The sequence below is a fragment of the Exobacillus caeni genome (assembly GCF_005747095.1).
Classification (GTDB): domain Bacteria; phylum Bacillota; class Bacilli; order Bacillales; family Guptibacillaceae; genus Exobacillus; species Exobacillus caeni.
In genome coordinates this window covers 238,039-261,952 of the sequence record NZ_SWLG01000001.1, presented here as the reverse complement: position 1 = coordinate 261,952, position 23,914 = coordinate 238,039, and the positions used below count along the sequence as shown (strand labels likewise).

The following is a 23,914-nucleotide window of genomic DNA, read 5'->3' as shown; positions in this document are numbered from 1 at the left end:
TTACCACAATTTAAAACCTGTTGAACCCGGTGGTGAATGCTCCAGCATATCGATTACCGGAATAGTGTAAGCAAGTAAGATCAAGCAAGCGGATACAGCGATCCATAGTCTCCAGTTCTCAAGCACTGCAGGTGTTCTTTCAGCCGCTTCTGCAACTTCTCCAATCGGGAATTCTTCCACGCCTTTCGGAGCAAAGAACGCCAGGTTTACCACGATGTACATAAGAAGCAATACTGCAATGAATAGAATCGTTCCGCCGACGGCCATCGTTACTTCATAAGGAATCCAGCCAAGCGCATCCGGATGGTCTCCATAAGTAGTGTAAGCTGTACGCCTTGGTGCACCGAAAAGTCCGACTGTATGCATAGCACCTGACATAAAGAACATTCCTACTGTCCAGAGGATCGTCTGGATATTCGCAAATAGGTTCATTCGTTTTGTGAGTGTTCTGCCTGTCAAGTGCGGAATGAGCCAGTAGCTGATTCCAAAGAACGTTAAAGCAACCGTTGAAGCAACTGTTAGATGAAAGTGTCCTGTTACCCATAACGTGTTATGGACCATCTGGTTGAGCTGGTTACTTGCGTTGATAATTCCGCCTGTACCAGCTGGAATAAAGATCAACATACCCATGAATGGAGCGAAAAATCTAGCATCACCCCACGGAAGCTTTTTCACCCAGCCAAACAAACCTCTGGCACCTTTTTCACGTCCTGATAGCTCAAACATTGCGAATAAAGAGAACGCGGTCATTAAGCTAGGTATAATAACCATGAATGTCAAGACAACCTGGATGTATTTCCAGAACGGTGATATTCCTGATTCAAGCAACTGATGGTGGAATCCAACCGGAATTGAGAAAAGCAAGAATAAAACAAATGATAATCTAGCAAGTGAATCACTGAAAATTTTCCCGCCGATAATCTTTGGAATCACAACATACCATGCAATGTAAGCAGGCAATAACCAGAAATATACAAGCGGATGCCCGAAATACCAGAACAAAGTTCTGCTCAACAGCACGTTGATCGTGTCTACCCATCCAAAAGACCAGGGAATGAACTGGAATATTACCGATACTGCAACGCCAAGTGTCGCAACAAGCCATAATACCATTGTCATTATGGCCATAAAACTGAATAAAGGAGAAAGTTTGCCTTTATTAACCCTGCGCCAGATAAAATACTGCCTGAACATTCCGAACCCGGCTACCCAGCTACCTACGATAAACAGGGTCAAACCGATATAGAACCATGGTGAAGCTTTTAATGGTGCATAGAAGGTATACAATACAGTACCTTCATTCAGAAGTACCATGATGGTGGTCAACACAGTACCTGCTGTCATGATTATGAATCCGAGCCATCCTAAGCGGTAAGGAAGATCGTAAAACCTGCCCATCGTTCTGCTCATTCCGGCATATAAAAAACCAACGATAAAATAAGTTGTAAAAACTAGTGCAAGCAAAATGCCGTGTGCCGTCAACAATTGGTAGTATCCAATGCCAGCCGGCAATGTGATCGCTCCGCTTCGGACAAATGTCTGAAGCAAGCCTGCGATCGCCCCGATCAAAACCGCGACATACCCTACATAAAGATGCGCCATACTTAGCTTAGCGTCCCTGCGATCAACAACTGTACTCAATTTACTCATTATGGAGTCACCTCAATCGTTACACCCATCGCCTGGTGTCCAACACCACAATACTCGTTACAAAGAATTAAATAATTGCCAGCTTCGTTAAAAGTATGAGTAAGTGTGTTAACATGGCCCGGTGTTATCATCATATTGACATTCGTTTTAGGAATTTGGAAACCGTGAACTACGTCTTTACTTGTAACTTTAAAGTGGACTTTAGCTCCTTTTGGAATCTTAAGATCTCCGCCAGTATTAAAAGTAAATGCCTGTGCAACAATAACTGCTTCATATTCGTTTTCGCCGATCTTTTTCAGACCCGGCTGATCAAAAGGAGCAGTTTGATCCACCTGCTTCGGATCCAGTGTTGAATTGTCACTTGGAGGCGTATGTCCCATCGCAAACGCGTTAATTCCGATAATCAACAAAAACACAACCAGAGCGCCCGAACCAACAATCAACCATAATTTTTCGAATTTGTGTAAGTGCATGTATTAACCCCCCTATACGCTTCTTGTTTTAAAATCTTGATAAATACCACAAGTAAATGCCGCCCCAGGATAAAACAATAAATAATCCAAGCAGCATTACTGAAACAAGCGTCCCGTTAAGCTTAACTTCTTCTTCCTTTTTAACCTTGTGTTTTGGTGCCGTGTTGGCAGATTGCTTTTTTTCGATTACGCTCATCGGTTGTTTCCTCCTTTTGCTTTCCTTTTGTTTCCTGATGGTTACATTGTATTGGAACAAAAGTCTCTATTCTGTGATAATAATCACTAAACCGTTTTTTTATATTTGACCAATTTATGAACACCTCTAAGGGAATGGGAAATCTGTGAGCAATTTGGTTGAAAGTTGTTTTTCCGTGGGAACAGAAGTGGGGAAAAGCGAAAAAATTGCTTGCACGAAAGGAGTATTCGAGGGCAGAACATGGGCTGAATCTCGAATAAATTTTTCTGAAGCCGGAATAAATCTTTCTGAAGCACGAATAAATTTCTATGAACCTCGAATAAATCTCTATGAACCTCGAATAAATCTCTATGAACCTCGAATAAGCTGCTCTGAAGGAAGAATAAACCTCTACGAAGCAAGAATAAGCTGTCCTGAAGGAAGAATAAACCTCTGCGAATCAAGAATAAGCTGTCCTGAAGCAAGAATAACTGATTAACAACTGCCTCGATCCCGCTTCATACATATAAAAATTCTTATAGACCTCTACGAACCTCCTACTAACTTCCTCTTAAACTTCGAATCCTCCCCTCCATTCCTCCAATTTTCCACCCAAAAGAAAAAAACTGCCTCGTTTTAACAACAAAGCAGGCCCTCTTATAATCGGCATATATCCTTTGGACATCCATCACAATGGCAAACGCCTTTTAAGTGATCCAGGTTTAAAATAACGATCGATCCATTCTCATAGTCGATTATTTTATCTTTTTTTAACTGATTCAACATGCGGTTTACCGTTTCTCTTGTAGCTCCTATTAATTCAGCCAGTTCAGTGTTCGTAAACTTTGTTGCGAATCGCACTTTAGAACCGTCCTGAATACCATATGGGTTTGCCATCCTTATCAATGTAGATGCAAGAGCACCATTCTTCCCAAAAAACATGAGATCGCGAAGCTTCGATTGGGTAAAGCGTTGCATGTACCCCATCCACTTCATAAACTGAATTGCAAGATCGCCATGCTGCCATAGCAATGTTTCAAGGTCACGCTGTTGGATTATGCCGACTGTACAATCAGCTATCGCTTCTGCATTAAAGCTATATACCATATGATTGTGGTCTTCCAGTTCCCCAAACATGTCTCCTGTCTGGAAATGGAATAATACCAGGTCTTTTCCGTCATCTGTTGTTTTGGTCAGTTTTACCACACCATTTTTAATGAAAAAAAGTTTGTCAGATTCATCTCCCTCCCAGAAAACAGTAGACCCCTTAGGATAAAATTGCTCATACATGGCATCCTGAAGCAAAGCTAAGTTTTCTTTTGAGAATGACTGAGTGTTTTCGCTTCCCTGGTTTATCGCAGAAAATGGACATGTTAACTTCATCAAAGTCCCTCCAAATAGTTCCGTTCCTATATGAATTCATTATAGATGTTCTTTTTTCCGCAAGATGTGACCAACATCACAGTTCTTGTTTTCTAACATGAATTTGAGCGGATTGTGATTTATTTAACAGAATCCATTTTCAAATTCCCTTAAAGTAAAAGTAAGAAATCGAAGGTGGCAGCCATTCTTCGCAAGAGAAAATGGCCTGGCCAGGCTTTAATAGCCGGACCAGAAGTTGCTTCTTCAATTTTGCAAGAAAAATCAACAACCTGTGGAAGGTGGTAAAAATGATTACAGGTGTTATCCTGGCCGGCGGAAAAAAGGATTTTATTAATGGCACTAGGAAATCATTCCTTCAGCTCAATGATAGGACTGTTTTGGACTACCAATTAAAAGAACTTGGGAAAGTTTCCCGGGAAGTGATGATTGTGACTGATGATCCTCGTGCTTTTTTGCCAAACGTTCCTCCGACTGTTCGGATCATTACTGACTTTTATAAGAACATTGGCGTATTTGGCGGAATGCATGCTGCTTTTTCTCTGGCAAAAGCTCCGTATATCTGGCTAGCCGGTTCTGGTATGCCTTTTATTTCGTCATCAGCAGCAGAATATATGGTCAATCAGTTGGGATCAGAAAGGTATGAGGGAGCCATTCCAGTAATCGACGGAAATCCATATCCGTTGCATGGCATCTATACACAAAAAGCTTTACTCTCCTTGAACCAGTTGATTAAAAAGGGTGACTTCTCCATGGCATCTTTCCTGAAGAAAATCACCTGGTTGCCTATCAGGGACTGGCCTGAAGATATAAGCAAGAAATTTGTCTTTTCGATTCAAACGAAGGCTGATTATGAAACAGCCAAAAGTGAAATTTCTACAAACAAAATATCGTTATTAGGGTAAATAGAATCATTCTATTTACCCTTTTTTTATACCGGCAACACATAATATTTTAAATTATTACATATTTTATAAAAAAAGGACTTGTAAAACTTTGGAAACGGGATTAAATTAAATAAAAATAAGCTGGCAGAAGGTGCAGGTATTGAGAAAAGGGGCAGTTGTTTTATTCGGCTTTATTATCTTATTAATCGGCGGAATTTTATTATTATCAAGCGGCTTTATTGGCACAGAATCAAAGAGCGCTCATGATAATCCGTTAAAAGCAGATGTTGATTATACGAATCACCGTACTATAGACCCTGTAAGGCTTCACTCTTTTTTTAGCGTGTCTTCGGTTACTCTTGCAGCTGTTGGGGATATTTTGATTCATGATACTGTTTACCAGCGAGCTGCTTCAGGAAACGGTACATATGATTTTAATCCTCTTTTTAAGCAAGTAAAACCTTACTTAGATCAGGCAGATATTACAATAGCCAATCAAGAAACAATGATAGGCGGAACTGCGATAGGGCTTTCTTCATACCCAAGTTTCAACAGTCCATTCGAGATTGGGGATGCCCTAAAAAATGCAGGTGTAGACGTTGTTTCCATCGCGAATAACCATACGCTTGACCGTGGGGAAAAAGCGATCTTTAATGCAATTACCTATTGGGAAAAAATAGGCATGGTTTATACAGGAAGTTATAAATCAAAGGAAGATCAAGCAGTAACACGTATCGTTGAAAAAAATAATATTTCGCTTGCTTTTCTCTCTTACACCTATGGAACAAACGGCATTCCTGTACCAGCCGGCAAGCCTTATCTTGTAAACCTTATCAATCCAGAAAGAATCAAAAGGGATATAAAGGACGCTGAGAAAAAAGCAGATGCTGTTGTTGTAAGTTTGCATTTTGGAAATGAGTATCAGCGCCTGCCATCTGCTGAACAAAAGCAGCTTGTGAAAGAAGTAGCTGACGCCGGAGCAGATGTTATCTTAGGTCACCATCCTCACGTGCTTCAACCTTTTGAATGGCTAGAAAGAAGTAACGGGGAGCGTACGTTTGTCGCTTATTCTTTAGGAAACTTCCTTTCCGGACAGCATGCGGATTATAAGGATATCGGTGGAATCTTGCAGCTGCATGTGGAAAAATCGTCTGTTGGAGGCGAAAAAGTTGTAACTGTTAAAAATCCATCTTTTATCTCTACTTATGTGGATCAAAACTTTGTCGTTCATCCGATCGAGTCATCAGGCAATACGGGGCTGTATAAGGAAATTAACGCCCATATGAATCAATGGATCCCAGAACTTACTTTTAATACAAAATAAAAGGTTCTCTGAACGTCACAATAGTTCAACAAAGATGGGGCTGCTTCTTGCAGCCCGTTCTTCTTCATTCCTTATCAAAACAGAACATTCCAGGTTGCGGGCCCTATAATCCCGTCTACTTGAAGTCCCATTCGCCCCTGGTATTGCCGTACCGCATGTTCTGTAACAGGTCCAAAAATCCCATCGGGTGTAACGTTTACGGCCCTTTGGATCGCTTCAACATCCCTGCCTCTGTCCCCTATCATGACATAATGCCCGGGGTAGGGCCTTACCGGATTTTCCTGGCCCTGCAAACCAGGATTTCTTAACACTTTTTTTAATTGGCCTAGCGTATTTGGTCCCACAATCCCATCTTCTATCAAGCCATACATTCTCTGAAACTTCCGAACAGCACCAAGCGTTTCCGGCCCAAAAATTCCATCTACTCCATGTTCTCTTAAATCCATTCCTGCTTTTATTAAATATTCCTGAATCCGTTTGACTCCAGGGCCTCTGTCTCCGTATTGGATGACAAAATCTTTTTGGACACCTCTTATTTCTAACCCTGGCACAGCCATTTGTCCTGCTTTTACATCCTCATAATCCAAAAATTCATTATAATAATCTTTCACATCTGCCAGGTATTCTCCCCATGTTATCCCATATCGATTAAGCGCATTTTCAGGATCTGTTCTTCTCGCCGGATCAAGAGTTGAATGTGCAACAATATCTGTTTCAGGGTCAAGGTTATATTTTCGGCATAAATAAGCATGATACCAGACATAACGTTCATAAGATTCTTTAAAATTTATATTGTCGCCCCAACATAATTCGATTCCGATCGATGCATCGTTAGCATCTTTTCCAAAAATTCTATTATCATATGGAACATTATACCTTACATGCCATGCCTTTTCGTCGAGAGGAATAATTTCCAGGATAAAATTGTCATCAATAAATGCGTGGGCTGAAGCAGAGACAACATTTTGCGCAAAATAAGCCCGATTATTGTAAGCGGTTGATCCAGGGTTACCAGTATCATGGGAAACCAGAAAAGTGATGCCTTTATTATTTGTTCCAGGCCGCGATTTCCCTATAGGAATATAATCTCTTGTAATCTGAAATTTATCTTCTAAACTCATTATCTCACCTCCCAGATCCTAAAAAACTTCTGCTGGATAGTACTCTTTTATAACCATGTTTATTTTGAGGATTAAGACTTAATAACTTCTTTCAAGCTGTTACTGGTCTAGTCACTATTCTTTACCACCTTCCCTTATATAGAAACCTCATTGACAGGTTTACCTATTAAAAACCTCACCTTCTAAATTCTCCCCCTGCTAAAACGGCCCAAAAGAAAAACCCGAACCGATTCGAATTCTGTTTCAAGAATTTTGAGTCGATAGTTCGGATTTTCCTTTGACTAATATCCTTTTGTCCCAGTTTTTAACTTGGATCTGCTTCATCAAGTGATAAAGTCGTTACTTCCGTATAGTTTCCTGATTGTATGTCTTCTTTGGTAGCATCCAGCTCCAATTCTTCCCTGTCATCGACCCCCGGTGCTACAGATGGTTGTTCTTCTTGTTTTTTCTTTAACATGAATTCCCTGACCTCCTAACTTTAATATAAATCACTGCTGTCATCATAATCGTATCGGAACCCATCGTTCATGAAACTCTCAACATCGAAGTTCATCATAGGATTCGTATTTTTTTCTGTTCTGTTAAGTTTGTTTAAAAGTTCCTGGCAATGCTGCATATTCTGACTATCCGTCTTATTTTGGACCATTTCATTTAAGGCTTGCTGGATAACTGCCAGATCTTCTCTGTTAAGAATCATTTTTTTACCTCCGTTTTTTCTTAGCCTAACCTTTCCTTGTTATTTCATGACCTTTCCACTATAGATTAAGGTTTAAGAATAACTTTAATACAATCTTCTTCTTTCTTGTCAAATATATGGTATGCATGGGAAGCCTGCTCCAGCGGCAGTTTATGTGTAATGATATCGGTAGGATCAAATTCTTTTTTTCTGATTTTTTCATAAAGTTCAGGCATGTAATGTGCAGCAGGGCATTGTCCCATCGTTAACGTGATGTTTCTAGAAAACAGGTCACCTAACGGAAATAAATTGTATACCGAACCGTAAACGCCTGTAAGCTGAATGGTGCCCCCTTTCCTTACAGCTCCAGTTGCCAATTGTATAGGACCCATCGTTCCCCCCTGAAGCCGTAATGTTGATTCCACTTGTTCTACAACAGATTTTTTCCCGTCCATCCCAATACAATCGATTACCACATCAGCTCCGCCTTTTGTTTCTTCTTTCAAAAAAAGGCCTATATCCTTCACTTCTTCAAAATTATATGCTTCCACCTTGTTTGTTTGGCGTGCATGTTCAAGGCGATAAGGAACACAATCCACAGCTATTACCCGCTCTGCCCCTTTCATCCAGGCGAACTTCTGGGCAAGAAGCCCAACTGGTCCACATCCCAGGACGAAAACGGTGTCCCCTTTTTTGACTCCGCTGTTGTCAACACTCCAGTAAGCGGTAGGAATGATGTCTGACAAAAATAAAATTTCTTCATCCTCAAGCTCCGACTCTTCAGGGACAACAAAGGAAGTTGAATCAGCAAAAGGAAGCCATAAGTATTCAGCCTGCCCACCCGGAAAATCTCAGAATTTCTTTGTATAGCCGAAATAACCCCCAGATTCATAATGATCATTGGAATTATCACACTGGCTTTCCAGGCCATGGGTACAAAAATAGCACTCCCCGCAATTTACCGTAAAGGAATAATAACTCTGTCTCCCTTTTTAACGTTTTTGACTTCAGGCCCCACTTCATCCACAATTCCCATCGGCTCATGCCCGATAATATAATCACCCTGGATTTTTATCGTTTTTTTGTAAAGATGAAGAACCGCATATCGCAGTACTTGTGATGCGCACGATCATATCATCCTTTTTATCCTGGGGTCATCAACTTTTTTCACCTTTATGTTTTCTCTTCCCTGAAACGTTACAGCTTTCATTTCCTTTCCCTCCTTTATTTTTTCATTTTAGGTTTTCCATTGCGTCAATCCATTAATCCAAAATCATCGAATAACGTTTGTGCCGGGGGCAAACACTAAGGGTAGAGGTGAATAAATTTATGAATCGCGGCATTATCACGTCTCTCTCAGCGATAGGGATAGCTCAAGGATTAAAGGTTTTTACCCATAAACAACAAACAGGAGAATGGGATTGGAAGCCAATTTTCCAAACCGGCGGCATGCCCAGCTCTCATTCTGCAGGCGTCTCTGCATTAGCTTCGTATACTGCCCTGAAAAGCGGTTGGAAGTCGGTCGACACATCGCTTGCAGTTATTTTCGGAATAATCGTCATGTATGATGCTCAAGGAATCCGAAGGCATACTGGGGAAATCGCCAGGCTTGTAAACGACCTTGATGCAGACATTGAAGTTTTATCGGGAAACCATCCCGGATTGTTCCATATGAGTAGAAAAGAAGAACTTGAGGAATTGCTTGGACACCAGCCCGCAGAAGTTGCCGGCGGATCCCTCCTTGGTATAGGAATAGGATTGCTCAGTGCTCTTCTTGATTAGTCGTTTTTTTGCACAACCTTCCATGGTTGTGTTTTTTTTCGTTCAATATGTTTCAACCGTATGCAAAAAGTGGAAAAGAATAAAAAACATGCCTTCATCGAAAAAGATGAGGAGGATTAAATATGAAAGTATTAGCAACTACGAGTGATATGAACCGGGCCAGATGGCTCCAGGAACGCGCCCGTGGCATTGGAGGTTCTGATGCATCTGCAATCGCCGGATTAAACCCTTACAAAACTCCTCTTCAAGTTTACCTTGAAAAAACAGGAGAATGGTCAGAAGAGGTTGATAATGAAAGCATCTACTGGGGAAATGTACTCGAGGATGTGATAGCGGATGAGTTTTCAAGACAAACAGGATTAAGAGTAAGACGGCGAAATGCCATCCTGCAGCACTCTGAGCATCCGTTTATGATCGCAAATGTTGACCGCTTAATCGTAGGAAAAAAAGTCGGGCTGGAATGCAAAACGACTTCTGCTTATTTAAAGGAAGACTGGAAGGAAGACCAAATTCCGGACACTTATTTTTTACAGGTTCAGCATTACATGGCGGTTACGGGATTTAAAAAGTGGTGGATCGCAGTGTTGATAGGCGGAAATACCTTTGTATATAAAGCCGTTAAGCGCGATGAAGATATCATAAACTATTTGATTACGATTGAGAAAAACTTCTGGGCACAGCATGTCGAAAAACGAAACCCTCCTCCAGTAGACGGCTCAGAAGCTGCAAATGAACTTCTCCAAAAAATGTACCCGCATAGTGAACAGGATAGTTCCCTTGAATTATCGAATGAACAAAAGCGTTTATTTGATGATTATCTTCAAGCAAAACAGTCAGAAGAAATGGCGGCGGAAAGACGGCAGGAAGCTGAAAATAAATTAAAGGCCGTACTGGGTAACAAAGAAACCGGATTTTATAATGGAAAGCCGGTCATCAGCTGGAAGTCTTTCTCGACTAACCGGATTGACAGCAAAAAACTTAAGGAAGAACAGCCAGAAGTTTATAAGAAGTATCTGAAGAAAACGTCGCATCGCAGGTTTTCAGCAAAAGAATAGGAGGTGTCTTCCATGGCAAATCAACAAAGCGGAAACGGAAACGCCAATAAAATCAAACAAAAATTGGCACAAAAGGCTGAAACAAACCCGGAAAGAAAAAACCAATTGTCTTTACAGGATTATTTTGAACGCATGAGGCCCCAGATTGAAAAACTCCTTCCTAAGCAGGTAAGTGCAAAACAACTGTTGCAAATCGCATATACGCAGGTAAGAAAGAACCCGAAGCTGCAGCAGGCTGATATCAGGACATTACTGCTGGCGGTGATGCAGGCAGCAGAATTAGGGTTAAAACCCGGAGTGCTCGGAGAAGCTTATTTAATCCCTTTTTATAATTCCAGAACAGGCCAGTTAGAAGTCGAATTTCAAATTGGTTATAAAGGATTTATTCAACTGCTTTACCGCACTGGTCAGGTAGCCTCCATTACCGTTCAGGGTGTCTATGAGGCGGATGATTTTGAAGCAGTTTATGGATCTAACCAGCTTCTTTACCACAAACCGAATTTAGATACAGAAGATCGTGGCCGGGTAACAAAATATTATATTTATATCCGTTTTAAAGATGGCTCTGAAAGCTTTGAAGTAATGAGCCGGAAACAAATTGAAAACCATATGAGACGCTTCACCCGTTCAAAATATGAAGGGGAAATCATCGGTCCCTGGAAGGAAGACTTTGATGCGATGGCAAAGAAAACCGTTATCAAGCAGCATCTTAAATACCTTCCGTTAAGCTCAGAAATCCGTGAGCAGGTAGATATGGATGAAACAGTGAGACATGAAGTTGAAGAAGAACCTGAAAGAACCGATATTATCGACGTACCTGCAAGTGAACAGGAAAATGGAAAAAATGACGAGCAAGAAGAAAAAGACGACGGCAGCGAATAAAATAAACACAAGTATAGCGCGCATCACGACCACACAACAATGTATGCGCACTTTCTTTATTTCTTATATAATTCCAGCAACAATACTTTTTTTCCATATGAAAAAAGCGTCCGTCTCGGACGCCTTTGTTACGCTTTAAGCGATGTGGATTTTATTCTTTGGATAAATTTTAACGGAATTTCTGCTAAAAGCATGCCAAAAAGAATTAAAATACAACCGACAATCCCTGTGCTGCTTAATCTTTCCCCTGCCCAGAGAAATGCTGTTGCAGCCGCAAACACCGGTTCCATCACAAAAATTAATGCTACATGTGTTGGAGCGGTTTTCTTCTGAAGTGCTGTTTGGCCTAGATATGCTAAGGAAGTAGCAAAAACAGCGGTGAACAGAAGGGCAAAAACAACATATCCTTCAGGGTTGGCGACAGCTGAGAGCATTTCCCGCGGACCTTCTACTATAAAAGAGAACCCTGTACTGAGTATTGCTACGGTACCGATCTGGACGATTGTTAGTAATAATGCAGAGTGATTCGCAGTTACTTTAGCCGTAAAAACAATATGCAAACCAAATCCCATGGCGCATAGCAAAACGAATAAGTCTCCTTTGTTCATCATAACGGAAGACATGCCTGATAAAAGAAATAACCCGACAGCAGCCATCACCACCCCTAGAATTGCCTGAGGCGAAGGTTTAGTCTTCATTATAAAATAAGCGAAAACAGGTACAAGAACTACACTTAGACCTGTAATAAATCCCGCCTTTGAAGAAGTGGTATATAACAAACCGATCGTTTGCAAAGCATAACCTGCAAATAAAAAAAGACCAAGCAGCATCCCGTCTTTCAGTAGCTGGATATTAAATTTTTTCCATAACTGCCTTTTAAATAAACTTAGCCATAACACAAGAAACAGAACCGCAATCAAAAAACGAATCCCATTAAACCCAAATGGCTTTAGATCTTCTATAGCCTGTTGGACAACTACAAAAGTCGCTCCCCAGACGAATGTGATGACCAGCAAAATCATATCGGCTGCTACTTTATTCATTTCGCTTTCTCCCTTACTAATCTATGCATTCAATTCGCCGTGCAAAAGTAACGACCAATCATAAATATCTTTATAACATTAATACTTTACCACATAACTTTAAAGCGAAAAAGAATTTGTTATTAATAGTTTCCATTTACCTTTCAAGCTAACTATCTAATTCCCAGGCAGGAAAGCAGTATGATTTCTATAATAGAAATAAAGAAAAGGAAATATTCGCTATACTAGGAGGAAGAACGATGACAATAATGAACCGCATGCTGGCAAGCGTTGGGATAGGTTCCGCCAGAGTAGATACACAGCTGGAAAAGGATTTTTTCTATCCTGGAGAAGAAATGAATGGCCATGTTGTTATCCAAGGCGGCAAAACAGCGCAGGAAATCGATTCCGTCTACTTACTTTTAATGACCGAATACCTGCGCGAAGTCGATGATAAAAAGATTCGGGAAGAAACTGTTATCGAAAAAGTTAAGCTAACCGAACCGCTGAAGGTAAATGCGAATGAAAGAAAGCGCCTCCCGTTTGTATTTACGCTTCCATCAGATACACCAATTACGACAAAAAAGACCCCTGTGTGGCTGAAAACTGCTCTGGATATAAAGAAAGCTGTAGACCCGACTGACTATGATGAAATAAACATCGTTCCCGACCGGTTAACTCGAGCCATTCTCGATGCACTTGACAAACTGGGCTTTGAATTGCGAAAAGCAGAATGCGAGAAAGCCCCCCGTCAGATTAAGAAGCGGCTTCCTTTTGTGCAGGAGTTTGAGTTTGTTCCAACCAGAGAGTTCAGGGGAGAGCTAGATGAATTGGAAGTAATCTTTTTCCCTGGAAAAGACAAAGTGGATCTTATGCTTGAGATCGACAGGCGCGGAAAAAGATTGGTCGATTTGTTCCAGGAAGCAATAGACATGGGTGAAAAACTGGCATTATTGACCATTGACCAGAGCGATATCGCTTCTGGAACAATGAAACTTGTCAACAGGCTTTCCACCTTTATAGAAAGCAAGCTATAATGCTGAACTCCATAGACACCTGCAAGAGTTGACAAAACAAAAAAAATAGTGTATCATTTAAATTTGTGAATGATTTCCTACAAAATCAAACCTAAAAGTGCTCCCGTTTCTGGTGTTTTCTCACACCATCAGAAATATTATTTCTGGCATTGCCCTAAAAAGCTTTTCGATAGACTCATTCGCACTGGCGCGGCTTCGGAGCCGCAAGGATGAAAGAGAGGCAGGGCTTTCGTTGTTTGAAAAATCCAAAGGTTACACAAATGGTAATATTACCGCGGTTCCAAGGGAGCAACTAAAATCAATAATAGAACGCCACTATTATAGACAATGGGGCTGACTCAAAAACAAAGAGTCAGCCCCGTTTTATTTATCCGGTATTTCTAACACTTTCTGAGTGCTGTATAAGCTCTTTCCATTTCCCTTTGTGAAGGAGGCCTCGTATTTACGAGCTTGTTCGGAATGCCCAGTGCCTCCCACTTGTACTCTCCCATTTTGTGATACGGAAGGATTTCTACTTTTTCTACATTTTGCAGGCTATTAATAAATTCCCCAAGCTTTTTCAAGTCTTCTTCCCGGTCAGTAAAGCCCGGTACAAGAACATGCCTGACCCACAGCGGGACTCCTGTTTCTTCTGCAAGCTTTGCAAATCCCAATGTCTTTCACATAGTTAGTTTCTAAAAATGGCTCTTTTCGAAAAGATTGTTGTTTTTGCACAAAAAAGGTAAACTGCGACATAACGGATGGATGGCCGCTACGGAAATAAACTACGCTTTCCGCGGGCTCGCGCTGAGCCTCCTCACTCGCACAAAACGCTCCTTGCGGGGTCTCAACGTCTTCGCTGTCCCGCAGGAGTCTACGTGTATTTCCTCCGCTAAGTTATACTTTGACGTTCAACATCTTTGAAAAACATCAATTGATTGGAGCAAAGGGCAGTCGACTCCTCGAAAATATTTTCACATTTTCTTGGTGCGATGTAACGCTGCCGAAGCCTTCCTTGTCCTTCGGGAAGAGCATCGCTGAAGATCAGGCTGGAGGCGGTTTTTGCTGACGAAGAAGCTGAAGCGTTGCGCGGAAAGCGAACTGCCCGGAGTGGAAATCAATGTTGCAATTGCTTCGCAGTTCCTCTCAAATGTGAAGCTTATAGAACAACAAAAATGATGAAAAGAGAGCCCTGAAAATTGATCTTAAGCACTTTTTGTTAATTTTTCATAGCCTAATTATAGTGTTTTGCTGTTGCCAAAGATGTGAAAATCATAACAACGATTCACCGTTTTCAAAAAAAATTTGTAATCGTTTCCATCGCTGATATCTTCCTGCTCATAGCCTGCAACCCTTGTCCCCACTGGCCTCATAAAAGATGACAAACATATAAATCCCTGCTATTAATAGTAATATACCGATTTTTCTAAAAATTATATTTATAAGAAAAATTAATTCTAAGAAAGGTTGAGACAATGACAACAATAAAAGAACCATCACAACAAGAAAACCACGCAATGCTGCGAAGAGATGTCAAGATGCTTGGGAACCTGCTTGGAGATGTCCTATACCATCATGGCGGCCAAGAAGTACTTGATCAGGTTGAATACATCAGGGAAATGACAAAGTCTTTGCGAATCCATCCTGATTCCTCAACATTTACGAAACTAAAAAACACAATCAAAACCCTTGAACCCTCCCTTCGCCGACAAGTTATTCGCGCCTTTGCGATTTATTTCCACCTGGTAAACATCGCTGAACAAAACCACCGTGTTCGAAGACGGAGGGAATACCAGTTAACTTCAAGTGAAAGGCCCCAGCCGGGCTCAATCAGCGAAGCTGTTATGCTTTTAAAAGAGCAGGATGTTCCAGCTTCTTATATACATGAATATATCCATACACTTTCGCTTGAGTTAATCTTAACAGCACACCCAACAGAGGCAATGCGCAGGACGGTACTTGAAATTCATCAGCGGATCGCCGATAAGCTAGAGCAAATGGACAATCCTTTTCTTACCAGAAGAGAAAAGGAAAATCTGAAAGAAACGTTATACAATGAAATCTTAACGCTGTGGCAAACAGATGAACTCCGTGATAAAAAGCCGACAGTAATGGATGAGGTTTCGAACGGCCTCTTTTATTTTGACGAGACACTATTTGAAGTGCTCCCGCATATCCATCAGGAATTAGAGGATAATCTAGTTGAAGCTTACCCTGAGGAAGATTGGCAGGTACCGAATTTTCTAAGGTTTGGTTCATGGATCGGCGGAGACAGAGACGGAAACCCGTTTGTCACTCCGGAAGTTACATGGAAAACGCTTGAGAAGCAGCGAAAAAAAGCGTTAAAGAAATACAAAGAATCCGTCAGGAACTTAATGAAAAGCCTGAGCCATTCTACGAATCGAATCCATGTAACAGAAGAATTATTAGATACTATCAATAAGGAAATCGAACTGTTGGATGACAAACAAAAGTGGCGTGTCAGCCATGAAGTTTACCGCTGCAAGCTTACTATTATGCTTAAAAAGCTAAATGAAGTTGGCAACAGTGCAGATGGCTATCAATCCGCTGAAGATTTTCTAAAAGACCTTATGCTGATCCACGATAGCTTAAAAAGCCATTATCCAGAGGGTTACCGTTTATCCGATCTAAGAAATTTGATCCGCCAGGTCGAATTATTCGGTTTCCACCTTGCCACTCTTGATATTCGAAATCACAGCGGGGAACACGAAGCTGCTATTCACGAGTTATTTAAACGGGTTAACCTTACCACAGACTACGCTTCTCTTCATGAAGAAGAAAAAGTAGCGCTTCTCGAAAAAGTATTGAATGATCCGCGTCCAGTATTATCAACGTATGAAGATTATTCCGCTTCGACACAAAAAATCATTGAAGTTTTCCAGATGATTAAAAAAGCACATAAGGAGTTTGGACCTCGTTCTATCTCTGTTTACTTGATCAGTATGACCCAATCGGCAAGTGACGTGCTAGAAGTTCTCGTCCTTGCAAAAGAAGCGGGAATCTATCGTTTGCATGCAGATGGAACAATCGAGAGCAACCTCCATGTTGCACCGTTGTTAGAAACCATCGACGACTTAAAAGCCGGACCGAAGATCATGAAAAAGCTATTCAATACAAAAGCTTACCGGGAACACCTTGCTAAGCTTGGCAACTCCCAGGAGATCATGCTCGGCTATTCTGATGGAAGCAAGGATGGCGGGACGCTTACAGCAAATTGGAAACTGTATCGCGCCCAGCAGGAAATCACAAGGGTCGCACATGACTATGGATTAAAGCTAAAGTTCTTCCACGGCCGGGGCGGTGCGCTTGGAAGAGGCGGCGGACCATTGCGAAGAAGCATCCTGTCCCAGCCTCAAGAAACCTATACAGCGGGAATCAAGATAACAGAACAGGGAGAAGTCCTTTCATCACGCTATTTGCTGTATGATATTGCATACAGAAGTCTTGAACAGGCAACATCTACCCTGTTGCAAGCTGCTGTTCAGTTAAACAATCCAAAAGACGAATCAAACACAATATGGGAAAACGCGATGGAAGAAATTTCACAGACATCTCTTTCTAAGTACCAATCCCTTGTATTTCAGGATCCTGACTTTTTATCATACTTTAAAGAAGGAACACCGCTTCCTGAGCTTGGCAAGCTAAACATCGGATCAAGGCCGATGAGCAGAAAGGGCAGCAACAGGTTCGAAGATCTAAGGGCTATTCCATGGGTGTTCGCCTGGACCCAGAGCCGTCAGCTATTGCCGGCATGGTATGCAGCAGGCGCAGGATTACAGGAATTCGCTGAACGGGACGACCAAAATATGGAACTAATGAAAGAGATGTACCAGAAGTGGCCATTTTTCCGTTCAACAGTGGACAACTTGCAAATGGCACTTGCAAAAGCTGATTTGACTACCGCCAGAGAGTATACAAACATGATCGAGGATCGAGAAACAGCAAAAAGAATCTTTTCTAATATTGAGAAGGAATATGAAACAACAAAAAGCATTATCCTTAGAATCACAGAACAGGAAGAACTGCTCGATAATTCTTTGAGCATAAAAGAATCGATCCGCCTTCGCAATCCTTACGTTGATCCTTTAAGCTTCCTGCAGGTAGAGATGATTTCTAATTACAGGCAATCAAACGAAGCTGACGAAGAACTGCTCCAGGATATTCTTTTGACCATCAACGGCATTGCAGCAGGACTTCGCAATACTGGTTGATAAATGACTTTAAGTGGGAAAAGGCGCCTTTTTACGGGTGCCTTTTTGCCTTCTTTGACTGTATAGAGAGGATCAATTATGGATTAAAGAAATACGTTCCGGGGAATCGTAACTAAAAAAGGAGGTTGGCAAATGGGAGCAATAGAACGGGAAGGTTATATTTTTGAAATTGAACATGATACGATCCATAGAACAGGCGCTCTCCATATTTATTGTAATGGAGATTTTGTGGATGAAATTACTTTTGATTATACAGGAAATGAACCAAACGAAGAAAAGCTTGAAGAACTGATCGATGACTATCTGAAAAAACATAAATAATAAACACAAAAGGCCTCACGAATCAAGTGAGGTCTTTTTCGGTCGGATCTTTGATTTCTTCTCCATTAAACGTATCGGTTATTGTTTCGGCTACAACTGCTCCTGCGTATAGAACCGAAGAAATAATCCCAAATATGCCTGCTACCATAAATGCAAAAAACCATCTTAAAGGATGCGGTTCTTGAATCCCTTCAAATTGAGGTGGATAGTCGCCTAAAACAATCCCTACAATAAATCCGATTACAATACCCGCAATCATCAGATAAATGGATATTTTGCGTAAAACAAAACCACTCATCGTATCACTCCTCTAGTTACCAATTCCCCTTCCAGAGTTCAAAACAAACCTATTTAAGCTGTTTTGAAGTATACTTTTCACTTTATGAAGAAGGCTATATAAAGGAGGTGGAATAATGGCAGAAGACAGGGATTTTCACCCAAGGTCTCCTCATTTCGATGGAGATAATGAAAACATAGTATCAGACCCTGGAGGCGGTCCTCAGATGGGTATTCGAATGGACCAGAATCCAGAATTTCCTGGAAAACGGAATCTTTTCGGAAGTATTGCGGTACAAACACCAGATGGGATGGAACAATTTGAACGTATGTTCGGAAATGATGATAAAGTAAAACAAGACTGACAACCTTATGTTGTTAGTCTTGTTCATTAATCGCGCAAGTAGCTGACATCCTTTGAGGGATGCATAAAGGGTGTTCCCTTCGGCCGTACCTTCTTCTCGATAAGTTCCCTGTTCTCCTCTGTATTCCAGCCTATATCATTTGTCGGATGGACCCACTGATCGCCTGCCATAACGGCCGGGTCAACCTCGTCGCTCCAGTTATTTAATGGTGAATTATTCGAGTTATATAAGCTGTCTCCGATCACTACATCGAAGTCATTTACAAACGGCTTCTTCAGCTTTTCATCCGTATCGGTAAAGGATGGTGCATTTATCTGATGGGGAAGGGTACCATCCATTTCTGGGGATTTCATTCCTGTCTTTTCCTTTTTACCTTTCATTCTATCCTCCTCCAAACCGTTTGATATTAGTCTTGCCAAACTAAGCAAGAATATAAATTTCTAAAAGCTTATGTTCCCTCTTGTTTATACATAGGAAACGTGTGGTAAAATAAACAGGCTATGCATATACAAAAGACAGAAATACTGAATCACATAAAGGAGATTAACATGACTTCAATACAAGCTTTCAAGCCGTTTTTACAAGAGGCATGGAATAAGTTAGACTTTAAGGATTTTTCCGAAATACAAAAACAGGCCATTCCGAAGATATTCGACAAAGTCGATGTGATCGGCGAAGCCCCTACAGGATCAGGGAAAACACTCGCTTACCTTTTGCCTGTTTTGAACGATCTGGACTTGGACTTAAAGAAGGCTCAATGCATCATTCTCGCTCCTTCCAGAGAGCTTGCGATGCAGGTTAATCAGGTTGTTCAGGCTTTCACACAAAATACGACTATCAAAAGCGCATCGTTTATTGGAGGAGCAGACATCAAACGTCAAATTAAAAAGCTGAAAGAACATCCCCAGGTTGTAGTAGGGACGCCAAATCGCATCCTGGAATTAATCCAGATGAAGAAACTAAAGGTACATGAAGTAAAGAGGATTGTTATTGACGAAGCTGACCAGATGCTTGAAGAAAAATTCTTTGAAGAAATTGAAGGCATTGCAAACGCAACATTAAAAGACAGACAGCTGTTGTTCTTTTCGGCAACTTTATCTCCAGAAACAGTCGAAAAGGCAAAAGAGCTTTCAAACAATCCTGAATTAGTCAACGTTACAAATGACCGTTCAACACGCAATTTAAAGCATACTTACTTTGTATCCAACAGGGGCGATAAGCCTGACCTGCTAAGAAAAATAATAAAATCCGAAAATGCAAAAGCGCTTGTGTTTATCAATAATGCATCATTCATACCACGGCTTGCCGAGCGGCTAACAGAAAAACGTGTGAATGCTGGAATACTGGAAGGCGGAAGTAAAAAGACAGAAAGAGCCGCCACATTACAAAATTTTCGCAACGGAAAAATAAACGTTCTTCTGGCAACAGACGTTGCTGCAAGAGGCCTTGACATAGCTGAGTTAACACATGTTGTACAATATGATGTACCAGAAAAGCCTGAAAAATATACTCACCGGGCAGGCAGAACTGGCCGAATGGGTAAAGAAGGCACGGTTGTCACACTTGTCACCCCTGAGGAAGAAAAACATTTGCTAAAGTTAGGTAAAGAATTAAACCTTCCGCTTTCAAAAGAAAAATGGCCTAATCATCAGGCAAGAACCACTGATAAAAGGAAAAAGAAATAAGCAGCCGCACGGCTGCTTATTATGTTCTTTGCTCAATCTCCGTTCAACATATCAAAAATGCCTTTGGCAACACTGCCTTCCCCTTTAGATCCCCCTGTTGCAGGCATCGCTGCAAACACTCTGCTTGCCAGCCTGCTGAATGGCAGTGACTGGATCCAGACCTTTCCTGGACCTCTTAGAGTAGCAAAGAATAAACCTTCCCCTCCAAACAGCGCTGTTTTGACGCCTCTAACCATTTCAATGTTATAATCAACCTCTCTGGTCATCGCGACAAGACATCCTGTATCAACACGCAGAATCTCTCCTGGTGCTAGCTCTTTTTCATGGATCGTACCCCCGGCATGGACAAAAGCCATCCCGTCTCCTTCAAGTTTTTGCATAATGAAACCTTCTCCGCCGAAAAAGCCTGTGCCGATTTTCTTTTGAAATTCGATTCCTACTGACACTCCTTTTGCAGCTGCAAGAAAAGCATCCTTCTGGCAAACGATTTTACCATCGAGTTCACTTAAGTCCATCGGGATGATTTTCCCTGGATAAGGAGATGCAAACGAAACATGCTTCTTCCCGCCTCCATCATTAGTGAAAGTAGTCATAAATAAGCTTTCCCCTGTAACAACACGCTTGCCGGCACTAAGGAGCTTACCCATCACCCCACCTCTTGATGCAGATCCGTCACCAAAAATCGTTTCCATTTTGATACCGTCATCCATCATCATAAGGCTTCCTGCCTCAGCAATTACTGTTTCACTTGGATCTAGTTCTACTTGCACAAACTGCATGTCGTCGCCAAAAAGCTGATAATCGATTTCATGGTTATTCATTATGTACTTCCCCCTAATTCAAATTAACTTCTAACTTTTATACGAACAAAATTATCTTAGGTTCCCAAAAAATCCATAAGAAAAAAAGCCTGTAAAACAGGCTGTAAGGGCATAAGCAGTTGTTTGTTAAACAGAAGTCACACCGGCTGTATGGATTTCTTTATTGCCTTGTTTAAGCGGCAGCTCTTTCTTTACTGTTTTGGCTACTTCTTCAATATCAAAAGGTTTTGTGAAATGGGTAAGAGCACCAAGCTCCATAAATTCGTTAATAAGCTGAAGCTCTCCATAAGCTGTCATAAAAATGACCTTTGCATTGGACTCCATCGCCTTGATTTCTTTAAATACTTCGATGCCATCCATCCCTGGCATTTTTAAATCAAGAATAATCAATGCAGGATCTTCCTTTTTAACAATCTCAAGAGCTGCAACACCATTTGAAGCTTGATATGTTTTGTATCCTTCTTTTTTTAGAAGTTCACTTAACAATATACGAATCCCGTATTGATCATCGACGATTAACACTTTTTTTTCCATCCCATGCGCCACCTTTAGTTTAGTAATTTATTATTTTTCAAGGACAAGTATAAATAATGACTATTCTTATTTTGCAACAAATAATCATTCTTTTAAATCGTTTCGTTTAAAGTAGTCATAAATTTACAAAAATCGTCCTTTCTCAACATTTTCCTTAATTTAGTAATTTGGTAGGATATTAATCTTTTATTCCAAATAATAGGTTTTCAACTGCTTTTTTTGTGGAAAGGTAAACTATCTTATTTTTAGGAGGTAATATGAAATGAGTACTGGTCCCAGTAGAATCGAGATTAAAATGATGGAGGAAAAAGCGAAACGTGAACAGCAAAATGCTGCTATGGCTCGCCGCGTTGTTAAAGAAGCAACAAAGAATGATTACCGTTCTTCGCACTAATGTTAAATAACATAATTGGTTAATATAGACAGAGGTTGACCCTTAAGAATCAGTTCCTTTTAAGAGAGAACCTTCCGAGGGCAACCTCTTTTTTATGCTTTTTATTATAACTGCCTTCTGGCTTGCCTATAAGTTCTTGCATGATCAATTGTAGATTGTGCTGGAATTTGCACTCGTATACAAATCCAGTTATTTTAGTGAACAGGGCTTTGTTTATAACTCACAGGCAAGATAACAGTAACAACCGTACCTTTGCCATAGGTGCTATCAATTCGAAGATCACCATGGTGGCCTTCAATGATTTTTTGGCAGATCATCAGCCCCAGGCCTGTTCCTTTTTCTTTCGTTGAATAAAAAGGCTGGCCAATTTTTTTCAGCCGTTCCTTTTTGATGCCGCATCCCTGGTCAGCAAATCGCAAGAGGACTTTCCCGTCTGCCTGTTGCCCTGCTGTTATAGTGATCGTTCCACCACCTGGCATTGCATCGATCGCATTTTTCAACACGTTGATAAGAACCTGTTTGATCTGGTTTGCATCACAGGAAACCGTGATAGATTCCAGTTCAAATTTTTCAACAAACTGAACATTGTGCAGGGATGATTGAGTGGATAAGAGCGCCATCACCTGTTTAATAAGATTGATTAAATCTTCCTCTTTAATTGTAGGGGTCTGAGGTTTTGCTAGAGACAAAAACTCCCCTACTATAAATTCGATCCGGTCAAGTTCTTTTAACATGATTTCATAATATTTTGGATTGCTTTCTACCCCTGACTGAAGAAGTTGAAGAAACCCTCTGATCGAAGTGAGTGGATTCCTCACCTCATGGGCAACCCCTGCAGCCAATTGGCCTACAAGTGAAAGTTTTTCAGAGTTGAGTAAATGCTCCTCTGTCTTTTTTCGCTCTGTAATATCCTGGACTGTTCCAAGCATCCGCTCTGCTCTGCCGTTCCGGTTATAAATTACTTCCGCTTGTTCATAAATCACTTTTTCCACTCCGTCAGGACATATGACTCGATATTCAATATTGTATGGTTTTCCTTGCTTTGCTTCGTTTCCAGTTTTCACGACAAAATCAATATCATTAGGATGAATGAGCCTTGCAAAATCCTCAATTTTTTCAGGTACCATCCCAAAGATTTCATATACACCATTAGACCAGGTGAGTTCCCCGGTAATCAAATCGTATTCCCAGTTAACAAGACGTGCGATCCGCTGGGCCTTTGCCAGATTATACTGACTCTTCCAGAGCGCCTTTTCTGATTGTTTGCTTTCAGTTATATCAAGCGCTGTTCCGTAAACAATATATGTTTCGCCATGCTTTTCCTTTACATCGGCCTGTTCACGAACAACCCTTTCCTCCCCGGAAGGTTGAATGATTCGATATTCAATATCATAAGGAAGATTAAGTTCTTTGCTGTTTGTAATGCTGTCAGCGTAATAATGCAGATCTTCTGGATGAACAAGTAATAATCGTTCTTCTAACGTTATGGAAGAAAGCCCATTTAATCCTAAAATTCGAAGCATCTCTTTCGAAAGTGAGATTTTATCCGTTTGCAGGTTCCATTCCCAATGGCCGATATGGGCCATTTTTTCAGACTTCTCCAGCCGCTTATTACTTTCAAACAGTGCCTTTTCAGCAAGAGAATCCACTCTATTTGTTTTTCCCAAGTTCCTCCACTCCTCTAGTTGGGAAATTCTTGATTTTTCCTTTATGTAAAATTACTACATTAAAGTATTAAATTCCTGCAAACATTGTCGTTTAATATTTTATTTCAGAACCATACACTGTTTTCCCGGGGGCTGTGGACGCGCAGCTATTCTTGTTTCTTATTCAATCAAAAAAA

The 23,914-nt window shown here is 40.9% G+C and carries 26 protein-coding genes and 2 pseudogenes; 12 read left to right on the top strand and 16 right to left on the bottom strand.

The genetic code is table 11. From position 1 onward, the window contains the following. Genes FCL54_RS01355 through FCL54_RS01345 form a run of 3 tightly spaced genes read right to left on the bottom strand, consistent with a single transcriptional unit; the run spans position 1 to position 2,319 of the window. A complete protein-coding gene (locus FCL54_RS01355; RefSeq protein ID WP_138122382.1) occupies positions 1 to 1,650 on the bottom strand; it encodes a b(o/a)3-type cytochrome-c oxidase subunit 1 in 1,650 nt (549 codons plus the stop codon). Continuing rightward, entirely contained in the window at positions 1,650 to 2,123 is a 474-nt protein-coding gene (locus FCL54_RS01350; protein WP_138122380.1) for a cytochrome c oxidase subunit II, read from the bottom strand. The genes FCL54_RS01355 and FCL54_RS01350 overlap by 1 nt, the downstream gene beginning before the upstream one ends. 28 nt (positions 2,124 to 2,151) lie before the next feature. Next, on the bottom strand, positions 2,152 to 2,319 hold the full coding sequence (locus FCL54_RS01345; RefSeq protein ID WP_138122378.1) for a cytochrome c oxidase subunit 2A: 168 nt from the start codon (positions 2,317 to 2,319) through the stop codon (positions 2,152 to 2,154). A gap of 175 nt (positions 2,320 to 2,494) precedes the next feature. Here FCL54_RS01345 and FCL54_RS01340 point away from each other — a divergent pair, with 175 nt between their 5' ends. Beyond that, complete coding sequence (locus tag FCL54_RS01340) at positions 2,495 to 2,797, top strand: hypothetical protein (RefSeq protein WP_138122376.1); 303 nt, start codon at positions 2,495 to 2,497, stop codon at positions 2,795 to 2,797. Positions 2,798 to 2,955: 158 nt separating this feature from the next. On the opposite strand, the gene FCL54_RS01335 is transcribed toward FCL54_RS01340, so the two are convergent. Beyond that, the gene (locus tag FCL54_RS01335; protein WP_138122374.1) at positions 2,956 to 3,681 is read right to left on the bottom strand and encodes a Crp/Fnr family transcriptional regulator; all 726 of its coding nucleotides are present in this window, start codon (positions 3,679 to 3,681) and stop codon (positions 2,956 to 2,958) included. A 287-nt stretch (positions 3,682 to 3,968) separates the two neighbouring features. Here FCL54_RS01335 and mobA point away from each other — a divergent pair, with 287 nt between their 5' ends. Next, complete coding sequence (mobA, locus tag FCL54_RS01330) at positions 3,969 to 4,583, top strand: molybdenum cofactor guanylyltransferase (RefSeq protein WP_171016625.1); 615 nt, start codon at positions 3,969 to 3,971, stop codon at positions 4,581 to 4,583. A 133-nt stretch (positions 4,584 to 4,716) separates the two neighbouring features. Further along, complete coding sequence (locus FCL54_RS01325; protein ID WP_425467081.1) at positions 4,717 to 5,889, top strand: CapA family protein; 1,173 nt, start codon at positions 4,717 to 4,719, stop codon at positions 5,887 to 5,889. 74 nt (positions 5,890 to 5,963) lie between these two features. On the opposite strand, the gene FCL54_RS24285 is transcribed toward FCL54_RS01325, so the two are convergent. From FCL54_RS24285 to FCL54_RS01310, 5 genes and pseudogenes are all read right to left on the bottom strand, one after another. Further along, complete coding sequence (locus FCL54_RS24285) at positions 5,964 to 6,446, bottom strand: peptidoglycan-binding domain-containing protein (RefSeq protein WP_281281345.1); 483 nt, start codon at positions 6,444 to 6,446, stop codon at positions 5,964 to 5,966. Positions 6,447 to 6,476: 30 nt separating this feature from the next. Further along, positions 6,477 to 7,010, bottom strand: a pseudogene (locus tag FCL54_RS24280) (peptidoglycan recognition protein family protein); the annotation flags it as partial. 304 nt (positions 7,011 to 7,314) lie between these two features. Next, positions 7,315 to 7,467 carry a hypothetical protein gene (locus FCL54_RS23755; RefSeq protein ID WP_171016624.1) on the bottom strand — a complete coding sequence of 51 codons (153 nt, stop codon included), beginning with the start codon at positions 7,465 to 7,467 and terminating at the stop codon, positions 7,315 to 7,317. A 21-nt stretch (positions 7,468 to 7,488) separates the two neighbouring features. After that, a complete protein-coding gene (locus FCL54_RS01315; RefSeq protein WP_138122368.1) occupies positions 7,489 to 7,707 on the bottom strand; it encodes a hypothetical protein in 219 nt (72 codons plus the stop codon). Positions 7,708 to 7,772: 65 nt separating this feature from the next. Beyond that, positions 7,773 to 8,896, bottom strand: a pseudogene (locus FCL54_RS01310) (alcohol dehydrogenase catalytic domain-containing protein). 119 nt (positions 8,897 to 9,015) lie between these two features. Here FCL54_RS01310 and FCL54_RS01305 point away from each other — a divergent pair. From FCL54_RS01305 to FCL54_RS01295, 3 genes are all read left to right on the top strand, one after another. Continuing rightward, complete coding sequence (locus FCL54_RS01305; RefSeq protein WP_138122366.1) at positions 9,016 to 9,468, top strand: divergent PAP2 family protein; 453 nt, start codon at positions 9,016 to 9,018, stop codon at positions 9,466 to 9,468. Between the two features lie 122 nt (positions 9,469 to 9,590). Then, positions 9,591 to 10,523 (top strand): YqaJ viral recombinase family nuclease, encoded by a 933-nt coding sequence (locus tag FCL54_RS01300; protein WP_210238515.1) that lies wholly within the window; start codon positions 9,591 to 9,593, stop codon positions 10,521 to 10,523. A 12-nt stretch (positions 10,524 to 10,535) separates the two neighbouring features. Next, complete coding sequence (locus tag FCL54_RS01295) at positions 10,536 to 11,405, top strand: recombinase RecT (RefSeq protein WP_138122364.1); 870 nt, start codon at positions 10,536 to 10,538, stop codon at positions 11,403 to 11,405. A gap of 128 nt (positions 11,406 to 11,533) precedes the next feature. Here FCL54_RS01295 and FCL54_RS01290 read toward each other — a convergent pair whose 3' ends face one another. Beyond that, positions 11,534 to 12,448 (bottom strand): DMT family transporter, encoded by a 915-nt coding sequence (locus FCL54_RS01290; protein WP_138122362.1) that lies wholly within the window; start codon positions 12,446 to 12,448, stop codon positions 11,534 to 11,536. Positions 12,449 to 12,687: 239 nt separating this feature from the next. Here FCL54_RS01290 and FCL54_RS01285 point away from each other — a divergent pair, with 239 nt between their 5' ends. Continuing rightward, positions 12,688 to 13,464 carry a sporulation protein gene (locus FCL54_RS01285; protein WP_138122360.1) on the top strand — a complete coding sequence of 259 codons (777 nt, stop codon included), beginning with the start codon at positions 12,688 to 12,690 and terminating at the stop codon, positions 13,462 to 13,464. 380 nt (positions 13,465 to 13,844) lie between these two features. On the opposite strand, the gene FCL54_RS01280 is transcribed toward FCL54_RS01285, so the two are convergent. Further along, positions 13,845 to 14,117: a pyruvate formate-lyase-activating protein gene (locus tag FCL54_RS01280; RefSeq protein ID WP_138122358.1), complete on the bottom strand. Its 273-nt coding sequence runs from the start codon at positions 14,115 to 14,117 to the stop codon at positions 13,845 to 13,847. Between the two features lie 801 nt (positions 14,118 to 14,918). On the opposite strand from FCL54_RS01280, the gene ppc reads away from it, so the two are divergent. Both ppc and FCL54_RS01270 read left to right on the top strand, forming a co-directional pair. After that, entirely contained in the window at positions 14,919 to 17,675 is a 2,757-nt protein-coding gene (gene ppc, locus FCL54_RS01275; protein WP_138122356.1) for a phosphoenolpyruvate carboxylase, read from the top strand. A gap of 132 nt (positions 17,676 to 17,807) precedes the next feature. Continuing rightward, positions 17,808 to 17,996, top strand: coding sequence for a DUF5370 family protein (locus tag FCL54_RS01270; protein ID WP_138122354.1), 189 nt, complete (start codon positions 17,808 to 17,810; stop codon positions 17,994 to 17,996). 22 nt (positions 17,997 to 18,018) lie between these two features. Here the strand turns inward: FCL54_RS01270 and FCL54_RS01265 are convergent, their stop codons facing one another. Then, on the bottom strand, positions 18,019 to 18,294 hold the full coding sequence (locus FCL54_RS01265) for a hypothetical protein (protein WP_138122352.1): 276 nt from the start codon (positions 18,292 to 18,294) through the stop codon (positions 18,019 to 18,021). A 115-nt stretch (positions 18,295 to 18,409) separates the two neighbouring features. Between FCL54_RS01265 and FCL54_RS01260 the strand changes: the two genes are divergently transcribed. After that, positions 18,410 to 18,637, top strand: a complete 228-nt coding sequence (locus FCL54_RS01260; RefSeq protein ID WP_138122350.1) for a hypothetical protein — start codon at positions 18,410 to 18,412, stop codon at positions 18,635 to 18,637. 26 nt (positions 18,638 to 18,663) lie between these two features. Here the strand turns inward: FCL54_RS01260 and FCL54_RS01255 are convergent, their stop codons facing one another. After that, positions 18,664 to 19,017 carry a DUF3905 domain-containing protein gene (locus FCL54_RS01255; RefSeq protein ID WP_138122348.1) on the bottom strand — a complete coding sequence of 118 codons (354 nt, stop codon included), beginning with the start codon at positions 19,015 to 19,017 and terminating at the stop codon, positions 18,664 to 18,666. A gap of 168 nt (positions 19,018 to 19,185) precedes the next feature. Here FCL54_RS01255 and FCL54_RS01250 point away from each other — a divergent pair, with 168 nt between their 5' ends. Then, complete coding sequence (locus FCL54_RS01250; protein ID WP_171016623.1) at positions 19,186 to 20,322, top strand: DEAD/DEAH box helicase; 1,137 nt, start codon at positions 19,186 to 19,188, stop codon at positions 20,320 to 20,322. Between the two features lie 32 nt (positions 20,323 to 20,354). On the opposite strand, the gene FCL54_RS01245 is transcribed toward FCL54_RS01250, so the two are convergent. Further along, positions 20,355 to 21,143, bottom strand: coding sequence for a TIGR00266 family protein (locus tag FCL54_RS01245; RefSeq protein WP_138122344.1), 789 nt, complete (start codon positions 21,141 to 21,143; stop codon positions 20,355 to 20,357). A gap of 126 nt (positions 21,144 to 21,269) precedes the next feature. After that, positions 21,270 to 21,677 carry a response regulator gene (locus tag FCL54_RS01240; protein WP_138122342.1) on the bottom strand — a complete coding sequence of 136 codons (408 nt, stop codon included), beginning with the start codon at positions 21,675 to 21,677 and terminating at the stop codon, positions 21,270 to 21,272. A gap of 262 nt (positions 21,678 to 21,939) precedes the next feature. Here FCL54_RS01240 and FCL54_RS24540 point away from each other — a divergent pair, with 262 nt between their 5' ends. Continuing rightward, positions 21,940 to 22,071: a hypothetical protein gene (locus tag FCL54_RS24540; RefSeq protein WP_281281337.1), complete on the top strand. Its 132-nt coding sequence runs from the start codon at positions 21,940 to 21,942 to the stop codon at positions 22,069 to 22,071. Between the two features lie 194 nt (positions 22,072 to 22,265). Here the strand turns inward: FCL54_RS24540 and FCL54_RS01235 are convergent, their stop codons facing one another. Continuing rightward, complete coding sequence (locus tag FCL54_RS01235) at positions 22,266 to 23,738, bottom strand: PAS domain-containing protein (protein ID WP_138122340.1); 1,473 nt, start codon at positions 23,736 to 23,738, stop codon at positions 22,266 to 22,268. Between the last annotated feature and the right edge of the window lie 176 nt (positions 23,739 to 23,914).